Origin of the sequence: Caulobacter sp. KR2-114 (assembly GCF_049446115.1) — a bacterium.
GTDB lineage: Bacteria > Pseudomonadota > Alphaproteobacteria > Caulobacterales > Caulobacteraceae > Acaudatibacter.
This window is the reverse complement of the sequence record NZ_JBMSEC010000005.1, coordinates 87,046-108,513: the sequence shown is the minus strand read 5'-3', so window position 1 is coordinate 108,513 and position 21,468 is coordinate 87,046. Positions and strand designations below refer to the sequence as shown.

Below are 21,468 nucleotides of genomic sequence, written 5' to 3'. Positions count from 1 at the left end.
GCGCCTATCCCCAGAATGCCGGATCGGCGGGCGCGACGCGGCCGTCCCGATAGGTCAGGCCGTCCGGCCAGTCGTGCGCCAGCAGCAATGGACCGTCCAGGTCGACGAAGTCGCACTGCTGGGCCAGCACCAGGGCCGGCGCCATGGCCAGGGAGGAGCCGCCCATGCAGCCGACCATGAGCCCGAAGCCCTCGGCGCGCGCCGCCTTCGCCAGGCGCAGGGCGCCGGTCAGGCCGCCGGCCTTGTCGAGCTTGATGTTCACCACGTCGAAGCGCCCGCGCGCCCGTGGGAGGTCGGCCGCGTGGTTGATCAACTCGTCGGCGCACAGGCGCACCGGGCAGGCGTAGCCGTCGAGGTCGGCTTCGTGGCCCACCGGGATCGGCTGTTCCAGCAGCACCACGCCCAGCCCGGCCAGGCGTGGGGCCAGGGCCTTCAGCGTCTCGACGCTCCAGGCCTGGTTCGGGTCAACGATGAAGGCGGGATCCGGGGCGCCGCGGCGGGCGGCGGCGATGGCGGCGAGCGGATCGGCGGCGTCGACCTTGATCTTCAGCACCTTGAAGCCGGCCCGCCGCCGGGCGGCGGCCTCGTAGGCCTCCGGCGGCCGGATGCCGATGGTGTAGGCGCTATCCACCGGGCCGGGCGCCGCGACCCCGGCCAGGTCGAACACCGAGCGCCCCGTCTGTTTGGCTTCCAGGTCCCACAGGGCCGCATCCAGGGCGCAGCGGGCGCCGCCGGGCGGCAGCTGCTCGAGCAGGGCCTCGCGGTCCGCGCCCGCCGCGATCGCCGGCCAGGCCGCCTCGATCTGGGCGGCCATCCCGGCCAGGGTCTCGCCGGCGTAGGTGACGCCATAGCCTTCGCCGCGGCCGCGCCGGCCGGCCGCGTCGGTCAGGGTGACCACCAGGCTCTCGGTCTCGGTCTTGGTCTCGCGGGAGATGGCGAAGGGTTCGGCCATCGCCCAACGCCGGGTCTCGATGCTGAGCGCGATCGGCGCCGGGCGGCTCATGGCGCCAGCATCCGGTCCAGCAGCGCATCGAGGCCGAAGCGCAGGGGATCGAAACAGGGAACGCCGTGCGCCGCGCCGATCTCATCCGCCGCCGCCCGCGCCGACGCCTCGTCCAGCGACGCGGTGTTCAGGCTGATCCCCACCACCCGGGCGGCGGGATTGGTCAACCGCGCGGCCTCGGCGTTGCGCGCGATCGCCTCGGCCAGGCTCACCACCGGAAAGCCGGGATAGGCATGCAGCGTGGTCCGCGTCGGGTCGTGGCACACCACCAGGGCGTCCGGCTGCGAGCCGTGCAGCAGGCCGAGGCTGACCCCGGCATAGGCGGGGTGGAACAGCGAGCCCTGGCCCTCGATGACATCCCAGTGGTCGGGCGCGGCGTCCGGCGACAGGGTCTCGGCCGCGCCGGCGACAAAGTCGGCCACCACCGCGTCGATGGCCACGCCCTGGCCGGCGATCATGATCCCGGTCTGGCCGGTGGCGCGGAAGTCGGCGTCCACGCCACGCGCGCGAAGCGCCTGGGCGATGGCCAGGGCCGCGTACTTCTTGCCCAGGGCGCAGTCCGTGCCGACCGTCAGCAGCCGCCGGCCGCTACGCCGTGCGCCGGTGGCGATCGGGAACGCCTGGTCGGCGTGACGGACGTCGTACAGCCTGCGCCCCAGGCGCGCCGCCGCCTCGCGCACCGCCGGGATGTCGCGCAGCCGGGCGTGCAGCCCGCTGATCAGGTCCAGGCCGGCCTCCAGCGCGGCCAGAAGGCTGGGTATCCAGGTCGGCGGGATGCCGCCGCCGATCGGGGCGACGCCGATCAGCAGGGCGCGGGCGCCGCGCGCCGCCGCCTGCGCCGGGGTCAGCTCGTCCACGCCCAGGTCGACGCCGCAGCCCGGCAGCCGCGCCTGGCCCACCACGTCGTCGCCCCGCCAGTCGCGAACGCCGAACGCGGTCTTGGCCAGCGGTACGGTGGTCACCTCGCCGAGGAACACCAGGAACGGACTGGGAAGGCCGACGACCGGCTGGGGCGCGAGCGGCTCGGCGGCAGGCAGGGGGGCGGCAGGCGACATGGGGCTCCGGGTCCGGGCGCGACGCGCGGGCGCGGCGTTTCTGGGCTGCAGGCACAGAGCCCGCCCGGTCGCGCGCGGACAAATCGCGAATGCTAATGCGGCCATTAGCCCGACCGCGCGGCGGCGCCGGCTGATAGCCTCATTAGAACAAGGCGATAGCCAAACCGCCGGCAGGCCCTAGGACGGCAGGCGATCCGGAGCCCGCCATGTCCAGAGCCGATTTCGCCGCGCGCATCGCCGCGGACCTCGACGCCATCGCCCGTCAGGGGCTGACAAAGCCTGAGCGACGGCTCGCCTCGCCGCAAGGGCCGGTGGTGCGGCTGGCGGACGCCGCCGGCGCCGAGCGCGAGGTGATCAATCTGTGCGCCAACGACTACCTGGGCCTGGCCGGCGATCCGCGGGTGGCGGAGGCGGCGGCGCGGGCCGCGCGCGACGCCGGCGCCGGCATGGCCTCGGTGCGCTTCATCTGCGGCACGCACGTCCTGCACAAGGCGCTGGAGCGGGCGATCGCCGACTACCTCGGATTCGACGACGCGATCCTGTTCGCCGCCGCCTTCGACGCCAACGGCGCGGTGTTCGAGCCGCTGCTGGACGAGGCCGACGCGGTGGTCTCCGCCAGCCTGAACCACGCTTCGATCATCGACGGCATCCGCCTTTGCAAGGCGCGGCGCCATCGCTACGCCGCCGGCGACCTGGCCGACCTCGACGCCCAGCTGGCGGCGGCGCGGGCGGGCGGCGCGCGCGCCGTGCTGCTGGTCACCGACGGGGTGTTCTCGATGGACGGCGAGATCGCCGACCTCGCCGCCGTCACCGCCCTGGCGGACCGCTACGGGGCGCTGGTGATGGTCGACGACTGTCACGCCACCGGCGTGCTGGGCCCGGGCGGGCGGGGCGTGGCGGCGCTGCACGGCGTCGAGGGGCGGATCGACATCCTGACCGGCACCTTCGGCAAGGCGCTGGGCGGGGCCATGGGCGGGTTCGTCGCGGCCAGCGGCCCGGTCGTCGCCCTGCTGCGCCAGCGCGCGCGCCCCTACCTGTTCTCCAACGCTCTGGCCCCGGCGGTGTGCGCCGCCGCGCTGGCGGCCATCGGCATCGCCCGTGGCGACGAGGGCGAGGTCTTGCGCGCCCAGCTGGCGGCCAATGCTGCGAGACTGCGCGACGGCCTCGCCGCGGCCGGCTTCACCCTGGCCGGCGCGGGTCATCCGATCACGCCGGTGATGCTGGGCGAGGCGCGCCTGGCGCAGGCGATGGCCGACGACCTGCTGGGCCGCGGCGTGCTCGTCACCGGCTTCTCCTACCCCGTGGTGCCCAGGGGCCAGGCGCGCATCCGCGCGCAGGTGGGCGCGCGCCACACGGGCGCGCAGATCGACGCCGCCGTCGCCGCCTTCGTCCAGGCGCGCCAGGCCCGCGGAGACCTGGCATGAGCCGGACGATGCGCGCGCTGGCCAAGTTGCAGCCCGCCGAAGGCCTGGCGATGATCGAGGCGCCGGTCCCGGTCCCCGGCCCCGAGGACGTGCTGATCCGCGTGCGGCGCACCGCGATCTGCGGCACCGACCTGCACATCTGGCGCTGGGACGACTGGGCGGCGGCGACCATCCCGACGCCGATGATCGTCGGCCACGAGTTCAGCGGCGAGATCGTCGAGATCGGCCAGGCGGTCACGCGCCCGCTCAGCCTCGGCCAGCGGGTGTCCGGCGAGGGGCACGTGATCAATCCGCACTCGGCGGCCGCGCGCGCGGGCCGCTTCCACCTCGACCCCGACACCTCCGGCGTGGGCGTGAACCGGCCGGGGGCCTTCGCCGAATACCTGCGGCTGCCGGCGTTCAACGTGGTGCCGCTGCCGGACGCGGTCAGCGACGACGTCGGCGCGCTGCTGGATCCGTTCGGCAACGCCATGCACACCGCCCAACAGTTCGAGCTGATGGGTGAGGACGTGCTGGTGACCGGGGCCGGGCCGATCGGGGTGATGGCGGCGGCCATCGCCCGCCGCTCGGGCGCCCGCTCGGTGACGATCACCGACCTCAGCGACGACCGCCTACGCCTGGCCGCGGCGGTGGCGGGGGGCGTGCGCACGGTCAACCCGTCGCGCGAGTCGCTCGCCGACGCCGCCCGGCAGGAGGGCGTGCGCGACGGCTTCGGCGTGGCGATGGAGATGTCCGGCGCGCCGGCGGCCATCGAGCAGGCGGTGGAGATGCTGGCGATGGGCGGCAAGCTGGCGCTGCTAGGCCTGCCGGCGCGGGCCATGGAGGTGGTCTGGTCGCGGGTGATCCTGAAGGCCCTGACCATCAAGGGCGTCTACGGGCGCGAGATGTTCGAGACCTGGCGCAAGATGTTCGGCCTGCTGCACGGCGGCCTCGACCTGGAGCCCCTGATCACCCACCGCTTCGCCGCCGCCGACTTCGAGGCCGGCTTCGACGCGGCTCTTTCCGGGCGCGCCGGCAAGGTGGTGCTGGCCTGGTAGGGCCGCGCGGCGCCAAAGCTTTGAGCAACGCGCGCCTCCCGCGCGTCAACCCTCGCTATTGGGGGCAAGCAATGCTTGCCCAGGCCAAGTGTTGGCCCAGCTTATGGCCCGGCTAATGGACACATTAGCTTTGCGGATTTGTCATCGGAACGTCGATCCGCACCCTTCGAGACCGATGTCGCGCCCCGGTCGGGCGTCGCAATCGAGGGGATCTCCAATGAACACGATCGGCTCGCGTGAACTCCGGACCCAGGGGCGCCGAGGCCTCATGGCGGGCGTGGCCCTGGCCTCGCTGGTCGCCGCCGCGCCCGCCGCGCGGGCGGCCGCTGCGCCGATGCCCGGCGCCCCGGCCGGGACCGGCCAGGCCCAGAGCGCCGAACAGATCGGCGAGGTGCTGGTCACGGCGCAGAAGCGCACCGAACGCCTGCTGGACGTCGCCGCGCCGGTGACCGCCGTGGGGGCGGCGGACCTGGCCCGGGACTCGGCGGTGAAGTTCGAGGACTACGCCTTCAAGGTGCCGGGCCTGAACCTGATCTCCGACCGCGCCGGCCAGACCCAGATCGTCATGCGCGGCATCACCACCGGCTCGCCGGTCAGCTCCACCGTGGCGACCTACGTCGACGACACGCCCTATGGCTCGTCCACCTCGGCCGCGCTCGGCGGCGAGCTGACGCCGGACCTCGACCCCAGCGACATCCAGCGCGTCGAGGCGCTGCGCGGACCGCAGGGCACCCTCTATGGCGCCAGCGCCCTCGGCGGCCTGGTCAAGTTCGTCACCGTCGCGCCCAACACCCGGGAAACGGCCGGCCGCATCGAGGTCGACGGCAGCGCGGTGGCCCACGGCGGCCAGGGCTACGGCGTGCGGGGCATGCTGAACATCCCGCTGGTGAGCGACACCCTGGCGGTGCGGGTCAGCGCCTACGACCGGCGCGACCCTGGCTTCATCGACGACCCGCAGCTCGGCCGGCGCGACGTCAACACCACCCGGGTGGACGGCGGTCGCGTCTCGGTGCTGTGGACCCCGACCCGCCAGCTCTCGGTCCGGCTCACCGCCGCCCTGCAGGACCTGAAGAGCGCGGCGACCTCGGACGAGGACGTCAATCTGGTGGGCGGCGCCCTGGTCCCGGTGGCCGGGCCGCTGCAGCAGATCCGCTACACGAACGAGCCCCTGAGCATCCGCTACCGGATCTACAGCGGCACGGCCAACTACGATCTCGGCTGGGCCAGCCTGACCTCGATCACCAGCTATTCGACGCTGCACGAGACGGCGCTGGTCGACGAGACCACCACCTTCGGCGCGATCGGCACGGCGATCACCGGCATCCCGAACTTCGGCACCAGCACCGGTTCCGTGCTGCGCCAGAACAAGGTCACCCAGGAGGTGCGCCTGGCCTCGCCCACCGGCCAGACGCTGGAGTGGCAGGGCGGGTTCTTCTACACGCACGAGACCAGCAACCGCGACGAGCCGACCTTCGCCTTCGACACGGTCACCGGCGCCCAGACGCTGCCGGACAACGCCTTGTTCTTCGCCAACCTGCGCTCGACGTATACGGAATACGCGGTGTTCGGCGACGTGACCTACCACTTCACGCCCAAGCTCGACCTGATGGCCGGCCTTCGCTACAGCCACAACGACCAGACCTTCGCCCTGGCGGAGGACGGCGCCTTCGTCGGCGGTCCCAGCAGCCAGGCCGGCGTTTCCGCCGACCACAGCGTCACCTTCCTGGTGACCCCGCGCTACAAGTTCGACGACAACAACATGGTCTACGCCCGCATCGCCTCGGGCTACCGGCCGGGCGGCCCCAACGCGCCGACCCCCTCGGACATCGCCGCCGGCGTGCCGCTGGCCTATCGACCCGACACCCTCACCAACTACGAGATCGGCTACAAGGCGGCGCTGCTGAACCACCGGCTGACGCTGGACCTGTCGGCCTTCTACATCGACTGGCAGGACATCCAGATCGAGACCGATTTCAACGGCATCACCAGCAACGGCAACGGCGGCAGCGCCCGCAGCGACGGCGTCGAGGCCAGCGCCACCCTGACGCCGATGCACGGCCTCACCCTGTCCGGCAACCTGGCCTATACCGACGCCCAGCTCACCGAGGACGCCCCCGGCGTGAACGGGCGCAACGGCGACGCCCTGCCCAATGTGCCCAAGTGGGCCGCCAGCCTGAACGTCGACTACGACTTCCCGATCACCGCCAGCCTGGCCGGTTTCGTCGGCGGCAGCGTGCGCTACCTCGGCGATCGCCCCTCGGGCTTCGTCACCGGCTCGCCGAGCGGCTTCGTGCGCCCGACCCTGCTGGCCTACGCCACCGTCGACCTGCGCGCGGGCGTCTCGCACGACCGGTTGTCGTTCACGCTGTGGATCAAGAACGTCGGCGACACGCGCGGCCTCAACAACGTCACCTCCCTGGCGCTCAGCGGCTATTCCAACCCGTTCACCGCTTCGGTGATCCAGCCACGCACCGTCGGCCTGTCGGTCAGCGCCGGATTCTGAGCTTGAGCGGACGGGGCGGCTGGCCGCATCGTCCGCTCGACGGCCCGCCCCCGGCCCCGTCCTCTCCGTTGAGGGACGGGCGCCTTCCAGAGAGACGCCCATGACGCTTCCCCGCCGCCGCCCGACCCGGTGGCCTGTCGCCGGCCTGGCGGCGCTCGCCTGGGGCCTGAGCCTCGGCGCCGCCCAGGCCGCGCCGGCGCCGGTGGCCGACCACCACATGCACATCTTCTCGCCGGAGGCGTCGCGGATCCTGACCATCATCTGCGACCGGGTCGGCCCCAAGAAGTGCCCGCCGGAGATCGCCAAGAGCCCGTCCACGGGCGACGACGTGGTGGCCGCCCTCGACGCCGCCGGAGTGCGGCGCGGCGTGCTGCTGTCCACGGCCTATTTCTTCGGCTCGCCGGAGCTGAAGGACCTGCATCTCGACGTCGCCCGCGAGACCCGGGCGGAGAACCAGTTCGTGGTCGGCCAGGCGCAGGCGCACTGCGAACGGCTGACCGCCTTCATCAGCGTCAATCCCCTGCTGCCCAACGCCGTGGACGAGGTGCGGCACTGGGCTCGCGCCGGTGGGGCGGCGGGGCTGAAGCTGCATCTTGGCAACTCCCACTTCGACTTCCGCGACCCCGCCCAGGTCAGGCGCCTGGCCGCGGTGTTCCGCGCCGCCCAGCAGGGGCGCCTGGCTATCGTCATCCACATGCAGACCGGCGCCGCCGACTACGGCGCCCGCGACGTGGCGATCTTTCTGCGCCAGGTGGCCTCGCAGGCGCCGACCACGCCGATCCAGATCGCCCATGCGGCCGGCGGCGGCGGGGTGGACAAGGGCGAGCTGTCGGCGCTGACCGCCTTCGCCGACGCCTTCGCGCGGCGCCCGGCCGCGCACCGCAACATCTTCTTCGACCTGGCGATGGTGCCCGACGAGATGTCCAACACCCGCAAGATCGCCGCCGCGCCGGCCGACGTCGCCGCCCTGAAGGCGCAGATGCGCCGCATCGGCCTGACCCGGTTCGTGCTGGGTTCGGACTGGACCTCCGGCCTGAACCTGGCCCCGTATTTCGAGGACGAGCGCGCCGCCCTGGCGCTGGGCGACGACGACTGGGCCGCCCTGGCGGCCCGCGCCGCGCCCTATCTGAAGACGCCCGCGGCCAGCTGTGCGGGCGGGCGCTAGATGGCCGTCGCGCCGAACCGGCGGCAGGCGCTGGGCGCCCTCTCGGCCGGAGGACTGCTGGCCGCCCCGGCCGCCCAGGCGGCGACCTCGGGTCCGGCCGTGACCGTCGCCCCCATCGACCCGGCGGCCATCGACGGCGTGGTCTCCGGCTTCATGCGGCTGTTCGAGATTCCCGGCCTGGCGGTGGCCGTCGTGCAGCCCGGCCAGGCGCCGATCGTGCGCGGCTATGGCGTGCGCGTGCTGGGCCAGGCCGCCCAGGTCGATGCCGACACCCAGTTCGCCATCGCCTCGAACAGCAAGGCCTTTCTGACCGCCTGCCTGGCCTTGCTGGTCGACGCCGGCAAGCTCGGCTGGGACGACCTGGTCGTCGACCATCTGCCGGACTTCCGCATGTCCGACCCGCGGGTCACCAGCATGATGACGGTGCGCGACCTGCTGACCCACCGCAGCGGTCTGCCGCTGGGCGCCGGCGACCTGCTGCAGTTCCCGCGCACAGACCACACGGCCGAGGACGTGCTGAAGGCCCTGCCGTACTTCAAGCCGGCGCGCGGCTTTCGCGCCGGCTACGCCTACGACAACAGCCTGTACATCGTCGCCGGCCTGCTGCTGCAGCGGGTTTCCGGCCTCGGCTGGGACGACTTCGTCCGGACGCGGATCTTCCAGCCGCTGGGCATGACGCAGGCGGTGTCCAACCCGACGATGCGCTTGTCGCCCAACCACGCCGGCCGCCATGCCCGCCTGGGGCCCCCTGTGATCGGCATGGGGCCCGTGCAGGTGATCCCCGCCGACGAAGGGGCCATCATCGGGCCGGCCGGCGGCATCGCCGTCAGCGCCGCCCAGATCGTCCCCTGGCTGCAGGTTCAGCTCGGCCGGGGCGCCCTGCCGGACGGCCGGCGACTGTGGAGCGAAGCCCAGGCCGACGAGTTGTGGAAGCCGCAGACGATCGTCTCCAGCAGCGCGGGCCCCACCGCGGAGGCGCCGCAGCGGGCGGTGATCGCCGCCTACGCCCTGGGCTGGGGCGTGGCCGACTATCGCGGGCGGCGGATGCTGTCGCACGGCGGCGGACTTGCCGGCCAGATCACCCGCACGGCCCTGCTGCCCGAGCAGGGCGTGGGCCTGGCGGTGTTCAGCAACTCCCAGGAGGAGGACGCCGTCTCGGCCCTGCGCTACGCCCTGGCCGACCGCCTGCTCGGCGCGCCGGCGTTCGACTGGGTCGGCTTCGCCCTCAACGCGCGGGACAAGGCGGAAGCGGAGGTGAGAAAGGTGCTGGCGGCGGACGGGGCCTTCGCGCCGCCGCCTGGCGGCCCGAGCCTGGCGCTGGAGCGCTACGCCGGCCGCTACCGCGACCCGTGGTATGGCGACATCGTCGTCAGCCGCCGGGGCGCGGGCCTGGCCATCGCCTTCACCCACACCCCGGTGTTCACCAGCGTGCTGGAGCCGTTCGGGCCCGACGCCTTCCGCACCCGCTTCCCGGCCACGGCCGGCGAGGATGCGGTGGTGACCTTCGCCGTACATGACGGGGCAGTAACCGGGGTGACCATGCGCCCGCTCTCGCCCCTCGCCGACTTCAGCTTCGATTTCCAGGACCTGGCCTTCGCGCCCGTGCGCGACTGACGCCCAAGGCGGGCCAGCGGAGTGCCTCATGACCCTCGTCGACATCACCGTGGGCGATCACGCCCTGATCGCCCGGCTCGAGGAGGCGCTGGCGCCGCGCACCTGCGCCGCGTTCCGGGCGATGATGCCCTATCAGGACCAGCTGATCCACGTGCGCTGGAGCGGCGAGGGATGCTGGATCCCGATGGGGCCCAAGGCCTTCGACCTGCCCTGGGAGAGCCACACCTGCTATCCGCGGCCGGGACAGTTCATCTTCTATCCGGGCGGCCTCAGCGAGACCGAGATCCTGCTGGCCTACGGCGAGGTGCGCTTCTCCAGCCGCTTCGGCCAGTTGCCGGGCAACCACTTCCTGACGGTGGTCGAGGGGATGGAACACCTGACCGACCTGGGCCACGCGACCCTCTGGCGCGGCGCCCAGCCGATACGCTTCGCGCTGCGTCACGTCCAGGCCGAGTCCGCCGCCGCGGTCGCAGGCGCCTGATGCGCAGGCGGTGGGGCGGCGGGTGGGACGCGCAGACCTCGGCGCGATTGCCGCCCTCGCATGGCTTCCGATAGGACGCTGAGATGGCCACGCCGCCCGCCGACGAACCCGACGCCCACCGGCTGGACGCCCAGCTGCTGTCGGACCTGTGGATCTTCCGCGCCGCCGCGCGGCTGGGCTCGGTGACCCGCGCCGCCGAGCAGCTCGGCGTCACCCAGGGCGCGGTGAGCCAGAGGGTGCTGCGGCTGGAAGGACGGCTGGGGGCGCCGCTGTTCCTGCGCGCCAAGGGGCGCATGGTGCTGACGGAGGCGGGCCAGAACCTGCTGGAGACCATGACCCAGGTGGCGCTGCTGCTGAACGACAGTCTCAGCCGGGTCAACCGCGTGCAGCGCAACGCCATCGTCGTCAGCTGCATCCCGTCGCTGGCCATGGAGTGGCTGGTGGGTCACCTGGAGGACTTCTATCAGGCGCATCCCGGCATCGAGGTGTTCGTCCGCGCCGAGATGGCGGCCTCGACCATCGACCGCATGGACCAGCACGGCATTGACGTGTGCATCGACTACGAGCCCGACCCGACCAGCGATCTGCACCAGCTGGCGCTGGTGCGCGAGCTGACCCTGCCGGTGTGTTCGCGCGGCTATCGCGAGGCGCGGCTGGATGGCGGCCCCGAGGCGGCGTCCGGCGTCACCCTGCTGCACGACGACGCCCCGTGGTGGGGCGCGCCGGCCGACTACGAGTGGACCACCTGGCGCGCGGGCAGCGGCCTCGACTGGCCGGGCCGTCCGGCCGGCGCACGGCACTTCAACCTGTCGCACCTGGCCTACCATGCGGCCATGACCGGCCAGGGGGTCGCCCTGGGCCGCTCGATCATGGTCAACCGGCTGATGGCGCACGGCGACCTGGTGGCGGCGGTGGACGCGCCGCCGGCGCCCGGCTCCTTCTATCGCGTGCTCACCCACCGGCCCGGCGACGCCCGCTCGCCCGTGCGCCGGTTCGGCAAGTGGTGCGGCGAGGCCATGGCCCAGACCCAGCGCGAGACGCTGGGATTGCTCGGCCGCGCGCCGTAGGGATCGGGAACCGGCCAGCCCGCGCCAGGCGTCAGGCTGGCGGCAGCGCGTGCGCCTGGGCCAGTAGGCGCTCGAACTCGTCGTCCGGCAGCAGTGAGCCCCCGGTCAGCCAGGCCACTTGCACCGCCCCCTCGGGGACCAGATCGGGCGCCCGGGCGCGGGTCAATTCGGCGGCGGCCAGCGCCGCGGCGGCCGAGGGCTCCAGCCGCAGGCCGGCCTCGCGCCAGGCCCGGGCGATCCAGCGCAGCATGGCCGCGTCGCTGACCGCGGCGACGGCGTCGATGTTGCGGCCGATGGCGTCCAGCGCCAGGGGCGAGGCGCTGGCCACGGCCAGGCCGTCGGCGAGGGTGTCGTTGCCGAGGCCGAGGTCATAGACGCTGACCGGGCGACCGCCACCGACCGCCAGGGCCGCCAGCACGCAGGCCGAGGCGACCGGCTCGACGAACACCACCCGCACGTCGGCGCCGTAGATCCGCTTCAGCCCGGCGGCTATTCCTCCCGGCGCGCCGCCCACGCCGCATGGCAGCCAGACCACCAGCGGCCGCTTCGGGCCGATCTCCAGCCGCCGTTCGCGCAGCTGGCCGGCCAGTTCCGCCGCCGCCGCCGCATAGCCGACGAACAGCCGGCGCGAGGCCTCGTCGTCGACGAAATAGGCCCCCTCGGTCTTGGCGCGCTCGCGGGCGCGCGCCACCGCCAGGCCATAGTCGCCAGCGTGCTCGACGACCTCGACGCCGATGGCGCGCAGGCGGGCCTTCTTCCAGGCCTTGGCCTCGCGCGACATGTGCACCTCGGCGCGCAGGCCGAACGCCCGCGCGGCGACGCCGACCGCGAAGCCGAGGTTGCCGGTGCTGGCCACCGCCAGCCAATGGCGCGACAGGGCCGCCACCGCCGCCGGCTCGAGCAGCCGCAACATCGGCTCGCCAGGCGCCCAGACGCCCGCGGCCCCGGCCAGCGATTCCACGTGACAGAGCACCTCGTAGACCCCGCCACGCGCCTTCACCGAGCCGGCGATCGGCAGGGCGTGATCGCCCTTCAGCCAAAGGTCCCATCCGTCCGGAGCCGGGCTCAGCGCCGAGCGCACCTGTCCGTCCCAGCCGTCCGCCGGGAACAGCCGGGCCAGCGCCGGCGCGAAGCGCGTGAAGCGGTCCTGGGCGTCCGCCGCCTCGCCGCCGTCCAGCGGCGCGCGATCGGCCTCCAGCCGCGCGGGGCCAGGCCGCCGCCACAGCGCCGGCTCGCCCCGCCGCAAGGCGCCCAGCACCGCCTCGGCCTCGCCGTCCGCCACCCCGGGTACGCCACCGTCCATGCCGTCAATGACCCCGCCTGCGCCTCCGGATGCAAGTCCGGATCGCTAATGGCGCCATCAGGAAGCGACGGGGCCGGTTGTGCGCTGGAGCCCCCATCCCGGCCTTCGGCCGTACTTCCCCCAGAGGGGGAAGAGAGCCTTCGCAGCAGCTGGGCTTCCGTTCTCTTCCCCCTCTGGGGGAAGCACCCGCGAAGCGGGGGTAGGGGGCTCCAGCCGGACTCAGGCGCTCGCGCTAATGCCTCGATTAGCTTTGCCGGGCTTGCGTTGGGCAGGCGCTTGGGGCGCAGATGGCGCATGCGCATCTACATCTCCGCCGATATCGAGGGCGTCGCCGGCGTGGTCTCGCGCGGGGCCCTGTCGCCGGGCGGCTTCGAGTACGAGCGGGCGTGCGACTGGATGACCGATACGGTGCTGGTCGCCTGCGAGACCCTGCGCGAACTCGGCGCGGACGAGGTGGTGGTCAGCGACTCGCACGGCAACGGCCAGAACATCCGCTACGCGCGGATGCCCGACTACGTCAGCCTGGTGCGCTCCTGGCCGCGGCCGCTGGGGATGATGCAGGGGGTGGAGGTCGGCGCCTACGACGGGGCGCTGCTGATCGGCTACCACGCCGGCGCCACCAGCCTGGGCGGCACCCTGGCGCACACCATGAGCGGCGAGTTCTTCCACGAGGTGCGGTTCAACGGCCAGGTGCTGTCCGAGGCCGGCATCAGCGCGGCCCTGGGCGGCCACTACGGCGTGCCCGTGCTGCTGATCGCCGGTGACGACGTGGCCGTTGCCGAGACCCGCGGCCTGCTGGGCGACATCGCCGCCGCGACGCTGAAGACCAGCTATGGCTTCCTGTCGGCCCTGACGGCGGCGCCGGGCGTAGCACATCAGCGGCTGCGCGAGGGCGTGCGCGAGGCGGTGGGCCTGATCGGCCGGGCCGCGCCGTTCGTGATCGCCGGCCCCGTCGACCTGCAGATCCGTCTTCGCACCCGCTTCGTCGCCGAATGGCTGAGCTACCTGCCCCAGGTGGAGCAACGCGACGCCTTCACCGTCGGCTACCGCGCCGCCGACGTCGTGGCCGCCTCGCGCTTCCTGCAGTTCCTCACCAACGCCCGGACAGCGGTCGGCTAGGGGCTGGGCCATCGTACGGCGGCGCGGCCAGCGACCTTCCTAATGACGGCATTAGGCTTGGCGATTTGTCTTGTCCTGGCGGGTGCGCTGACCTTGGCCGATGAGCGCCGCATCCCTGCATGACTGACCGCGCGAGGCCTGAGTTCCGATCCGCTGCCAGCGACTGGTTCGGCCAGCCGCGCGGGCTGACGATCCTGTTCCTGACCGAGACCTGGGAGAAGTTCTCCTACTACGGCATGCGCTCGCTGCTGGTCTATTACATGACCCGCCAGCTGATGCTGGGCCAGCAGCGCGCCTCGATGGTCTACGGCCTCTATACGGCGCTGGCCTATCTGACGCCGATCGTCGGCGGGGCGCTGGCCGACCGCTGGCTGGGGCGACGACGCGCGGTGATCATCGGCGGGTCGGTGATGGCCGTAGGCCACTTCATGATGGCCTTTCCGCAGCTGTTCTATCCGGCGCTGGCGACCATCGCCGCCGGCAACGGCCTGTTCCTGCCCAGCCTGCCCGGCCAGGTGGGCGCCCTCTACGATGCGGCGGATCCGCGGCGCCGCTCGGCCTACAGCGTCTACTACGTGGGCATCAACCTGGGGGCTTTCCTGGCGCCGCTGGCCTGCGGCGGCGTGGGCGAACTGGCCGGCTGGCACTGGGGCTTCGCCCTGGCCGGCGTCGGCATGCTGGCGGGACTGACGATCTATGTGGCCGGCGGGCGGTGGTTGCCGGCCCAGCCGCCCCGTCCCGTCGCGGCGGCGGTCGCCGGGCCTCGGACTGGCGCCACGGACCTGCGCACCTCGCTGGGCCTGATGCTGGCCGTGGGGCTGGCGGTGGTGGTGCTGCGCGGCGCCTACGAGCAGATCGGCAACACCGTCGCCCTGTGGACCGCCGCGCGCGTCGATCGCGGCGTCGGCGCCGGGCTGGCGATCCCGATGACCTGGTTCCAGGCCCTGAACCCGCTGCTGATCTTCGTTCTGACCCCGCCGCTGGTGAGGCACTGGCGACGTCGGGCGGCGCGGGGGCGCGAGCCGGGGTCGGCGGTGAAGATGGCGACGGGGGCGGCGATCATGGCCGGGGCCTACCTGCTGCTGGCCGCCGTCTCGCAGGCCGCGCAGGGCGGCCAGGCCAGCTGGATCTGGCTGGCCCTGTTCACCGCCGTGCTGACGGCGGGCGAGCTGTTCGTGCTGCCGGTGGGCCTGGGCCTGTTCGCGCGTCTGGCGCCCGCAGCCCTTGCGGCCACGGCCATCGCCGGCTGGTTCCTGGCCACTTTCGCCGGCAACCTGCTGGCGGGCGCCCTGGGCACGCTGTTCACCGGCCTTGGCGAGGCCCGGTTCTTCCTGGCCATGGCGGGCCTGGCGGGCGCCGCGGCGGTGATGCTGCTGGCCCTGGCCCGGCCGGTCGCGCGGGCGGAGACCGCCCTGGCCGCCTCGCCCGACCCGGACCTCAACCCCGCCCCGCCGCCCGTCCTGCGGCAAGCCGTATGACCGCCCCGCCGCCGCCTGCGCCCGACATCGCGCGGCTGATCGGCTTCTATGGCCGCGGCGCGCGTCGGCTGACCGTGTTCGAGGACGGCGGCAGGCTGTTCGCCGAAGGGCCGGGGGTCCCGCGCACGGCGTTCGATCCGCCGCACGGCGGCCTGCGCCAGGCGCGAGGCGGCCTGGTGCTCGACGCGCGCGCCCGCCCGCCCGTGCTGCGGGTCGGCGACGAGGCCCTGGCTTGGCGCGACCTCGACGCCGAGGCGGCGGCCATCCCGCCCGCCGCCGCCCCCCGCAACGCCGCCCAGGATCCGTCCACGTCCATCGCGACGCCGCCGGCCGAGCCGGGCCCCTTCCGGCCCGACGACCTGGTCGACGTCACCGTCATCGATCCGGCCCTGCGGCTCGATCTGCGCTACGCCACCGCGAACAACTTCATGGGCTTGGCCCTCTACGACCGTGCGCTGGCCTGCCTGCAGCGCCCGGCCGCGCAGGCCCTGGCCCGGGCGCACGCCGACCTGCAGGCGCAGGGGTTCGGCCTGGTGGTGCTGGACGCCTACCGCCCGTGGTCGGTCAGCCGCCTGTTCTGGCTGGCGATCGACCCGCGCTGGAGGGCCTATGTGGCGGATCCGGCGGTGGGCTCCAAGCACAACCGCGGCTGCGCCGTCGACGTCACCCTGTGCGACCTGGCCACCGGCGCCCAGGCCGACATGCCCAGCCGCTACGACGAGGCCTCGCCTCGGTCCCATGCCGACTTCATCGGCGGCGCCGCGCGCCAGCGCTGGCTGCGCGAGCGCCTGCGCGCGGCGATGCAGGCGGCGGGCTTTGGGGTCGAGCCGCTGGAGTGGTGGCACTTCGACTTCCACGCCTGGCGCGACTACCGGCTGAACGACACGCCCCTGGCCGCGCTCGACGCGGGGCGGCGGCGCGGGTGACGGCGTGGGTGACAGCGAGGGGGCGCGACATCCTGGGCCACCCGCGGGGGCTGACCATCCTGGCCGCGGCCGAAGCCTGGGAGCGGTTCTCGTTCTACGGCCTGCAGGCGCTCCTGACCCTGTACATGGTCCGCGAGCTGCTGCTGCCGGGCCACGCCGGGCGCGTGGCCGGGCTGGCGGCCCTGCGCCACGCGCTGCAGGGCGGCGCGGCGCCGATCAGTGACCAGGCGCTGGCGTCGGCGATCTTCGGCCTCTACGGCGGGGCCATCTACCTGTCGCCGATCCTCGGCGGCCTGGTGGCCGACCGCTGGCTGGGGCGGCGGCGCACGATCGTCCTGGGCGCCGTGCTGATGGCGGCCGGCCACTTCCTGATGAGCTTCGAGCCGCCGTTCCTGCTGGCCCTGGCCTGCATGGTCCTGGGGGCGGGGTGCTTCAAGGGCAACATCGCCGCCCAGGTCGGCGCCCTCTATGCGCCGGGCGACCAGCGCCGCGCCGACGCCTTCCAGATCTTCTACGCCGGCATCAACACCGGAGCGATCTTCGCGCCCCTGGTCTGCGGCACGCTGGGCGAGGACGTCGGCTGGCGCTACGGCTTCGCCGTGGCCGGGGTGGGCATGCTGGTGGGCCTGGCGATCTACCTCGCCGGCTGGCGTGACCTGCCGCCGGAAACCGCCGCCCCCGCGCCCGACGGGGCGAAGACGGCGTCCGCGCCGCTGAGCCGGCACGAGTGGAAGGTGGTGCTGCTGCTGTTCGGCCTGCTGCCGTTCCTGGCGCTGGGCCTGGTCGCCAACCAGCAGCTCGGCAACGCCTATCTGCTGTGGGCGCGCAGCCACATCGACACCCGCCTGTTCGGCCACGCCCTGCCGCTGACCTGGCTGCTGTCGCTGGAGACCCTGGCCACCCTGGCGTGCCTGGCTGGCTCGGCCCGATTCTGGACGCTGTGGGCCCGGCGACGGCGCGAGCCGGACGAGATGACCAAGGTGGTGCTGGGACAGGCGCTGATGACCGCCGCGCCGCTGGTGCTGGCGGCCGCCTCGGCCATCACGGCGACCACCGGTCGGACGGTGTCGCTGGCCTGGCCGGTGGGCTTCTCGCTGCTGAACGAGATCGGCTTCGCCAACGTGCTGCCCGTGACCCTGGCGCTGTATACCCGCCTGGCGCCCCGGCCGCTGACCGGCGCCATCGTCGGCGTCTACTATCTGCAGCTGGTGGGCGCGAACCTGCTGGCGGGGGCCCTGGGCGGGCTGCTGGACAAGCTGCCGGCCACCGCCTTCTGGGGGCTGCACGCGGGCCTGGCCGCCGTCGCCACCCTGGCGCTGCTCGCCGTGCGCCTGAGGCTGCGAGGCCTGTACGCCTGACCGCGCCGCCTTCCCATCCGGAGAAGCTGGAACGCGTTTGACTTCCCCGGGATCAGCCGGCCTATGGTTGCTTCAAATGCACGCCCGCAAAGGGCGGCCTGTCCCTGGGAGAAGATGCCGCCATGACCGTCTGGAACTACGCCAATCTCTGGGAATCCATCGCCGCGGCCATTCCGCAGCGGCCGGCGCAGATCCATGGCCAGCGGGTGATCTCCTGGGCCGACTTCGACCGCCGGGCCAACGCCCTGGCGCGCCATCTGCTGGACCGGGGCCTGGGCCGGCAGGCCAAGGTGGCGGCCTATCTCTACAACGCGCCGGAGTACCTCGAGACCTACTACGCGGCGTTCAAGGCGGGGCTGGCGCCGGTCAACACCAACTACCGCTATGTCGCCGACGAGCTGATCTATCTGTTCGACAACGCCGACGCCGAGGCGGTGGTGTTCCACGCCTCGTTCACGCCCACCGTCGAGCAGATCCGCGCGCGCCTGCCGGGGGTGAAGGCCTGGATCGCAGTGGCCGAGCCGGGCCACCCCGTCCCCGGCTTCGCCGACGACTACGACGCCATCGTCGCGCGTGACGCGGGCCGGACGGAGGCCCCCTGGGGGCGTTCGGGCGACGACCTGTTGATCCTCTACACCGGCGGCACCACCGGCATGCCCAAGGGGGTGATGTGGCGCCAGGAGGACCTGTTCTTCGTGCTGGGCGCCGGCGGCAACGTGCTGCTGGGCGTCCCGCCGCTGGCGACGATCGAGGAGGCCGGCGAGCGCGCGAAGTTGGCCGAGCCCGCCGTCACCATCGCCGCCGCACCGCTGATGCACGGCACCGCCCAGTTCACCTCGCTGGGCTCGCTGACCGCCGGGGGCGCGGTCGCCTGCCTGCCGTCGACGCGGTTCAACGCCGTCGAGTTCTGGAACGAGGCCGAGCGGCTGAAGGCCACCAGCGCCGCCATCGTCGGCATGGCCTTCGCCCAGCCGCTGCTGGAGGAGCTCGATGCCCATCCCGGCCGCTGGGACCTCTCCAGCCTGCGCCGGCTGGGGTCCTCGGGCACGGTCTGGAGCATGGAAAACAAGCAGGGGCTCTTAAAGCACCTGCCGGACTGCGCCATCTTCGACAGCCTGGGCTCGTCCGAGGCCGTGGGGCTGGGCGCGTCGTCGTCGGCCGCCGGCCAGACTGCCGAGACGGCCAAGTTCATGGTCGGGCCGAACAGCGCCGTGTTCACCGAGGACGGCCGCCGGGTCGAGCCGGGCTCGGGCGAGAAGGGCCTGGTGTGCGTCTCCGGCTTCCTGCCGGTGGGTTACTACAAGGACCCGGAGAAGACCGCCCGCACCTTCCGCGAATTCGAGGGGCGCCGCTGGTCCGTGCCCGGCGACTTCGCCACCGTCGAGACGGACGGCTCGCTGAAGCTGCTGGGCCGCGGCTCGCAGGTGATCAACACCGGCGGCGAGAAGGTCTTCCCAGAGGAGGTCGAAGAGGCGATCAAGACGTTCCCGGGCGTGAAGGACGCCGCGGTGGTCGGCGTGCCGGACGCGCGCTTCGGCGAGCGCATCTGCGCGGTGGTGGAGACCGACGGCTCGACCCCCGGCCTGCCGGAGATCTCCGAGCACGTGCGCCAGCATCTGGCCGCCTACAAGGCCCCGCGCGAACTGGTGCTGGCCCCCATCGCCCGCGCCCCCAACGGCAAGCTCGACTACAAGGGCGTCCGCGCCCGGGCGCTGCAGGCGCTGGGCCTGCCGGCCTGACGAAGGCCTGCGCGACCCCTCACCGCGCATGAACGATTTGTAAGACGCCGACGGGCCGGGCTTTGTTACAGAGAGCGATCCGCTGCAATCATCTTGCCGAGCTCTCCGCACATCATGAAAAAGCTTTTCCTCAGCGCCGCCGCCGTGGCGATCCTGGCCGGCGCCGTGGCGCACGCCGACGACGCCGGCCTTGCCCCGCAGCGCCAGGGCGCCTGGGGCTTCGACCTCGCGGGCCGTGACACCGCCGTCTCACCGGGCAAGGATTTCTACGACTACGCCAACGGGGCCTACGAGAAGGCGCTGGTGATCCCCGCGGACCGCACCCGCTATGGCGCCTTCGACGCCCTGGCGGCGCTGTCGGAGGACCGGGTCAAGGCGGTGCTGGAGACGGCGGCGGCGACCCCGAACGCCACCGGCGACCAGGCCCGGGTGGCAAACTTCTACAAGGCCTTCATGGACGAGGGGCGGATCGAGGCCCTCGGGGCCCGGCCGCTGGCCGCAGACCTGCGGGCTATCCGCGCCGCCAAGGGTCGCGAGGGCATCGCCCGGCTGATGGGCCAGGCCAACGCCAGCTTCCTGTCGAGCGTGTTCCAGGTCGGCATCGGCACCGACGCCAAGGATCCGGTGCACTATGCGGTCTACGTCGACCAGGCCGGCCTCGGCCTGCCCGACCGCGACTATTACCTGGAGCCGAAGTTCGCCGAGACCAAGGCCAAGTACGAGGCCTACGTGGCGCAGATGCTGCAGATGGCCGGCTGGCCGGACGCCAAGGGCCAGGCCAAGGCGATCGTCGCCATGGAGACCCGCATCGCCCAGGCCAGCTGGTCGAAGGCCGAGCAGCGCGACCCGGTGAAGAGCTACCACCCTATGTCGCCGGCCGAGCTGGCGGCCGCGGCGCCGGGCTTCCCGTGGCAGGCCTGGCTGGCCGGGGCCGACCTTGGCGGGGTCAAGCGGGTGATCGTCGGCGAGGACAGCGCCTTCCCGAAACTGGCCAAGGTGTTCGCCGATACGCCCGTGGAGACGCTGCGCGCCTGGCTGGCGTTCAACGCCGCCGACAACGCCGCGCCCTATCTCTCCAAGAGCTTCGTCGACGCCAACTTCGCGTTCCGCGCCAAGACCCTCGGCGGCCAGCCGCAGCAGAAGCTGCGCTGGAAGCGCGCCGTCGCCACCCTCAACGGCGACATCGGCGAGGCGGTGGGGCGGCTGTATGTGGCCGCCTATTTCCCGCCCGAGGCCAAGGCCAAGATGGAGGCCCTGGTCGGCGACCTGCGCGCGGCGATGAAGGCGCGCATCGAGCACGTCAGCTGGATGAGCGAGGCCACCCGCGCCAAGGCGCTGGAGAAGCTGTCGAAGTTCGGCGTCAAGATCGGCTACCCGAACAAGTGGCGCGACTACAGCGCGCTGACCGTCACCGCCGACGACCTCTACGGCGACGTGCGCCGCTCGGCCGCGTTCGAGTGGAACCGGCAGGTCAAGCGGCTGTACCAGCCGGTGGACAAGTCCGAGTGGGGCATGACGCCCCAGACGGTGAACGCCTACTATTCGCCGACCGAGAACGAGATCGTGTTCCCGGCCGCGATCCTGCAGCCGCCGTTCTTCGACCCGAACGCCGACATGGCGATCAACTACGGCGCCATCGGCGGGGTGATCGGCCATGAGATGACCCACGGCTTCGACGACCAGGGCCGCCAGTACGCCGGCGACGGCAGCCTGACCGACTGGTGGACGGCCGAGGACGCTGCCAAGTTCAAGGTGCAGGCCGACAAGCTGGGCGCCCAGTATTCGGCGTTCGAACCGCTGCCCGGCCTGCACGTCAACGGCGAGCTGACCATGGGCGAGAACATTGCCGACCTGGGCGGGGTGCTGCTGGCGCTCGACGCCTACCACGCCTCGCTGAAGGGCCAGCCGGCGCCGGTGGTCGACGGCCTGACCGGCGATCAGCGGGTGTTCCTGGGCTGGGCCCAGGTGTGGCGCGGCGCAGCCCGCGACGAGACCACCAAGCGCCTGCTGGTGGTCGACCCGCACTCGCCGCCCAAGGCCCGCGTGGACATCCCGTTCCGCAACGTCGACGCCTGGTACGACGCCTGGGGCGTCAAGCCCGGCGACCCCGCCTACCTGCCCCCCGAGCAGCGCGTGCGCATCTGGTAGGGGAGGGCGCCCCCACACCTCCGCCGTCACCCTCGGCCGTGTGCCGGG

At 72.9% G+C, this 21,468-nt stretch carries 16 protein-coding genes; 13 read left to right on the top strand and 3 right to left on the bottom strand.

The annotated features are described in order from the left end of the window. Positions 1-4: 4 nt before the first annotated feature. Positions 5-1,003, bottom strand: coding sequence for an enolase C-terminal domain-like protein (locus ACO2Q3_RS18165; protein WP_423309112.1), 999 nt, complete (start codon positions 1,001-1,003; stop codon positions 5-7). Further along, positions 1,000-2,058, bottom strand: a complete 1,059-nt coding sequence (locus tag ACO2Q3_RS18160) for a DUF1611 domain-containing protein (RefSeq protein ID WP_423309110.1) — start codon at positions 2,056-2,058, stop codon at positions 1,000-1,002. The genes ACO2Q3_RS18165 and ACO2Q3_RS18160 overlap by 4 nt, the downstream gene beginning before the upstream one ends. Before the next feature lie 206 nt (positions 2,059-2,264). Between ACO2Q3_RS18160 and ACO2Q3_RS18155 the strand changes: the two genes are divergently transcribed. The 7 genes from ACO2Q3_RS18155 to ACO2Q3_RS18125 all read left to right on the top strand — a co-directional run bounded on the left by ACO2Q3_RS18155 (position 2,265) and on the right by ACO2Q3_RS18125 (position 11,349). Continuing rightward, entirely contained in the window at positions 2,265-3,482 is a 1,218-nt protein-coding gene (locus ACO2Q3_RS18155) for a glycine C-acetyltransferase (protein ID WP_423309108.1), read from the top strand. 8 nt (positions 3,483-3,490) lie between these two features. After that, the gene (gene tdh, locus ACO2Q3_RS18150; RefSeq protein WP_423309717.1) at positions 3,491-4,519 is read left to right on the top strand and encodes an L-threonine 3-dehydrogenase; all 1,029 of its coding nucleotides are present in this window, start codon (positions 3,491-3,493) and stop codon (positions 4,517-4,519) included. Between the two features lie 268 nt (positions 4,520-4,787). Then, entirely contained in the window at positions 4,788-7,022 is a 2,235-nt protein-coding gene (locus ACO2Q3_RS18145; protein WP_423309106.1) for a TonB-dependent receptor, read from the top strand. Between the two features lie 100 nt (positions 7,023-7,122). Beyond that, the gene (locus tag ACO2Q3_RS18140) at positions 7,123-8,187 is read left to right on the top strand and encodes an amidohydrolase family protein (RefSeq protein ID WP_423309104.1); all 1,065 of its coding nucleotides are present in this window, start codon (positions 7,123-7,125) and stop codon (positions 8,185-8,187) included. Continuing rightward, entirely contained in the window at positions 8,188-9,801 is a 1,614-nt protein-coding gene (locus tag ACO2Q3_RS18135) for a serine hydrolase (protein WP_423309102.1), read from the top strand. It abuts the gene before it with no gap. Positions 9,802-9,829: 28 nt separating this feature from the next. After that, positions 9,830-10,282 carry a DUF3830 family protein gene (locus tag ACO2Q3_RS18130; RefSeq protein ID WP_423309100.1) on the top strand — a complete coding sequence of 151 codons (453 nt, stop codon included), beginning with the start codon at positions 9,830-9,832 and terminating at the stop codon, positions 10,280-10,282. 83 nt (positions 10,283-10,365) lie between these two features. Continuing rightward, complete coding sequence (locus ACO2Q3_RS18125) at positions 10,366-11,349, top strand: LysR substrate-binding domain-containing protein (RefSeq protein ID WP_423309098.1); 984 nt, start codon at positions 10,366-10,368, stop codon at positions 11,347-11,349. 31 nt (positions 11,350-11,380) lie between these two features. On the opposite strand, the gene ACO2Q3_RS18120 is transcribed toward ACO2Q3_RS18125, so the two are convergent. Continuing rightward, positions 11,381-12,652, bottom strand: coding sequence for a D-serine ammonia-lyase (locus ACO2Q3_RS18120; RefSeq protein WP_423309096.1), 1,272 nt, complete (start codon positions 12,650-12,652; stop codon positions 11,381-11,383). 294 nt (positions 12,653-12,946) lie between these two features. On the opposite strand from ACO2Q3_RS18120, the gene ACO2Q3_RS18115 reads away from it, so the two are divergent. The 6 genes from ACO2Q3_RS18115 to ACO2Q3_RS18090 all read left to right on the top strand — a co-directional run bounded on the left by ACO2Q3_RS18115 (position 12,947) and on the right by ACO2Q3_RS18090 (position 21,420). Next, entirely contained in the window at positions 12,947-13,771 is an 825-nt protein-coding gene (locus ACO2Q3_RS18115; protein ID WP_423309094.1) for a M55 family metallopeptidase, read from the top strand. Positions 13,772-13,890: 119 nt separating this feature from the next. Further along, positions 13,891-15,249, top strand: coding sequence for a peptide MFS transporter (locus tag ACO2Q3_RS18110; protein WP_423309092.1), 1,359 nt, complete (start codon positions 13,891-13,893; stop codon positions 15,247-15,249). Then, positions 15,246-16,175: a M15 family metallopeptidase gene (locus ACO2Q3_RS18105; protein WP_423309089.1), complete on the top strand. Its 930-nt coding sequence runs from the start codon at positions 15,246-15,248 to the stop codon at positions 16,173-16,175. Before ACO2Q3_RS18110 ends, ACO2Q3_RS18105 begins: the two co-directional genes overlap by 4 nt. Before the next feature lie 8 nt (positions 16,176-16,183). Next, positions 16,184-17,533: a peptide MFS transporter gene (locus ACO2Q3_RS18100; protein ID WP_423309087.1), complete on the top strand. Its 1,350-nt coding sequence runs from the start codon at positions 16,184-16,186 to the stop codon at positions 17,531-17,533. Positions 17,534-17,655: 122 nt separating this feature from the next. Beyond that, positions 17,656-19,272: an acyl-CoA synthetase gene (locus ACO2Q3_RS18095; protein WP_423309085.1), complete on the top strand. Its 1,617-nt coding sequence runs from the start codon at positions 17,656-17,658 to the stop codon at positions 19,270-19,272. Between the two features lie 114 nt (positions 19,273-19,386). Beyond that, positions 19,387-21,420 carry a M13 family metallopeptidase gene (locus tag ACO2Q3_RS18090; protein WP_423309083.1) on the top strand — a complete coding sequence of 678 codons (2,034 nt, stop codon included), beginning with the start codon at positions 19,387-19,389 and terminating at the stop codon, positions 21,418-21,420. Positions 21,421-21,468: the final 48 nt, after the last annotated feature.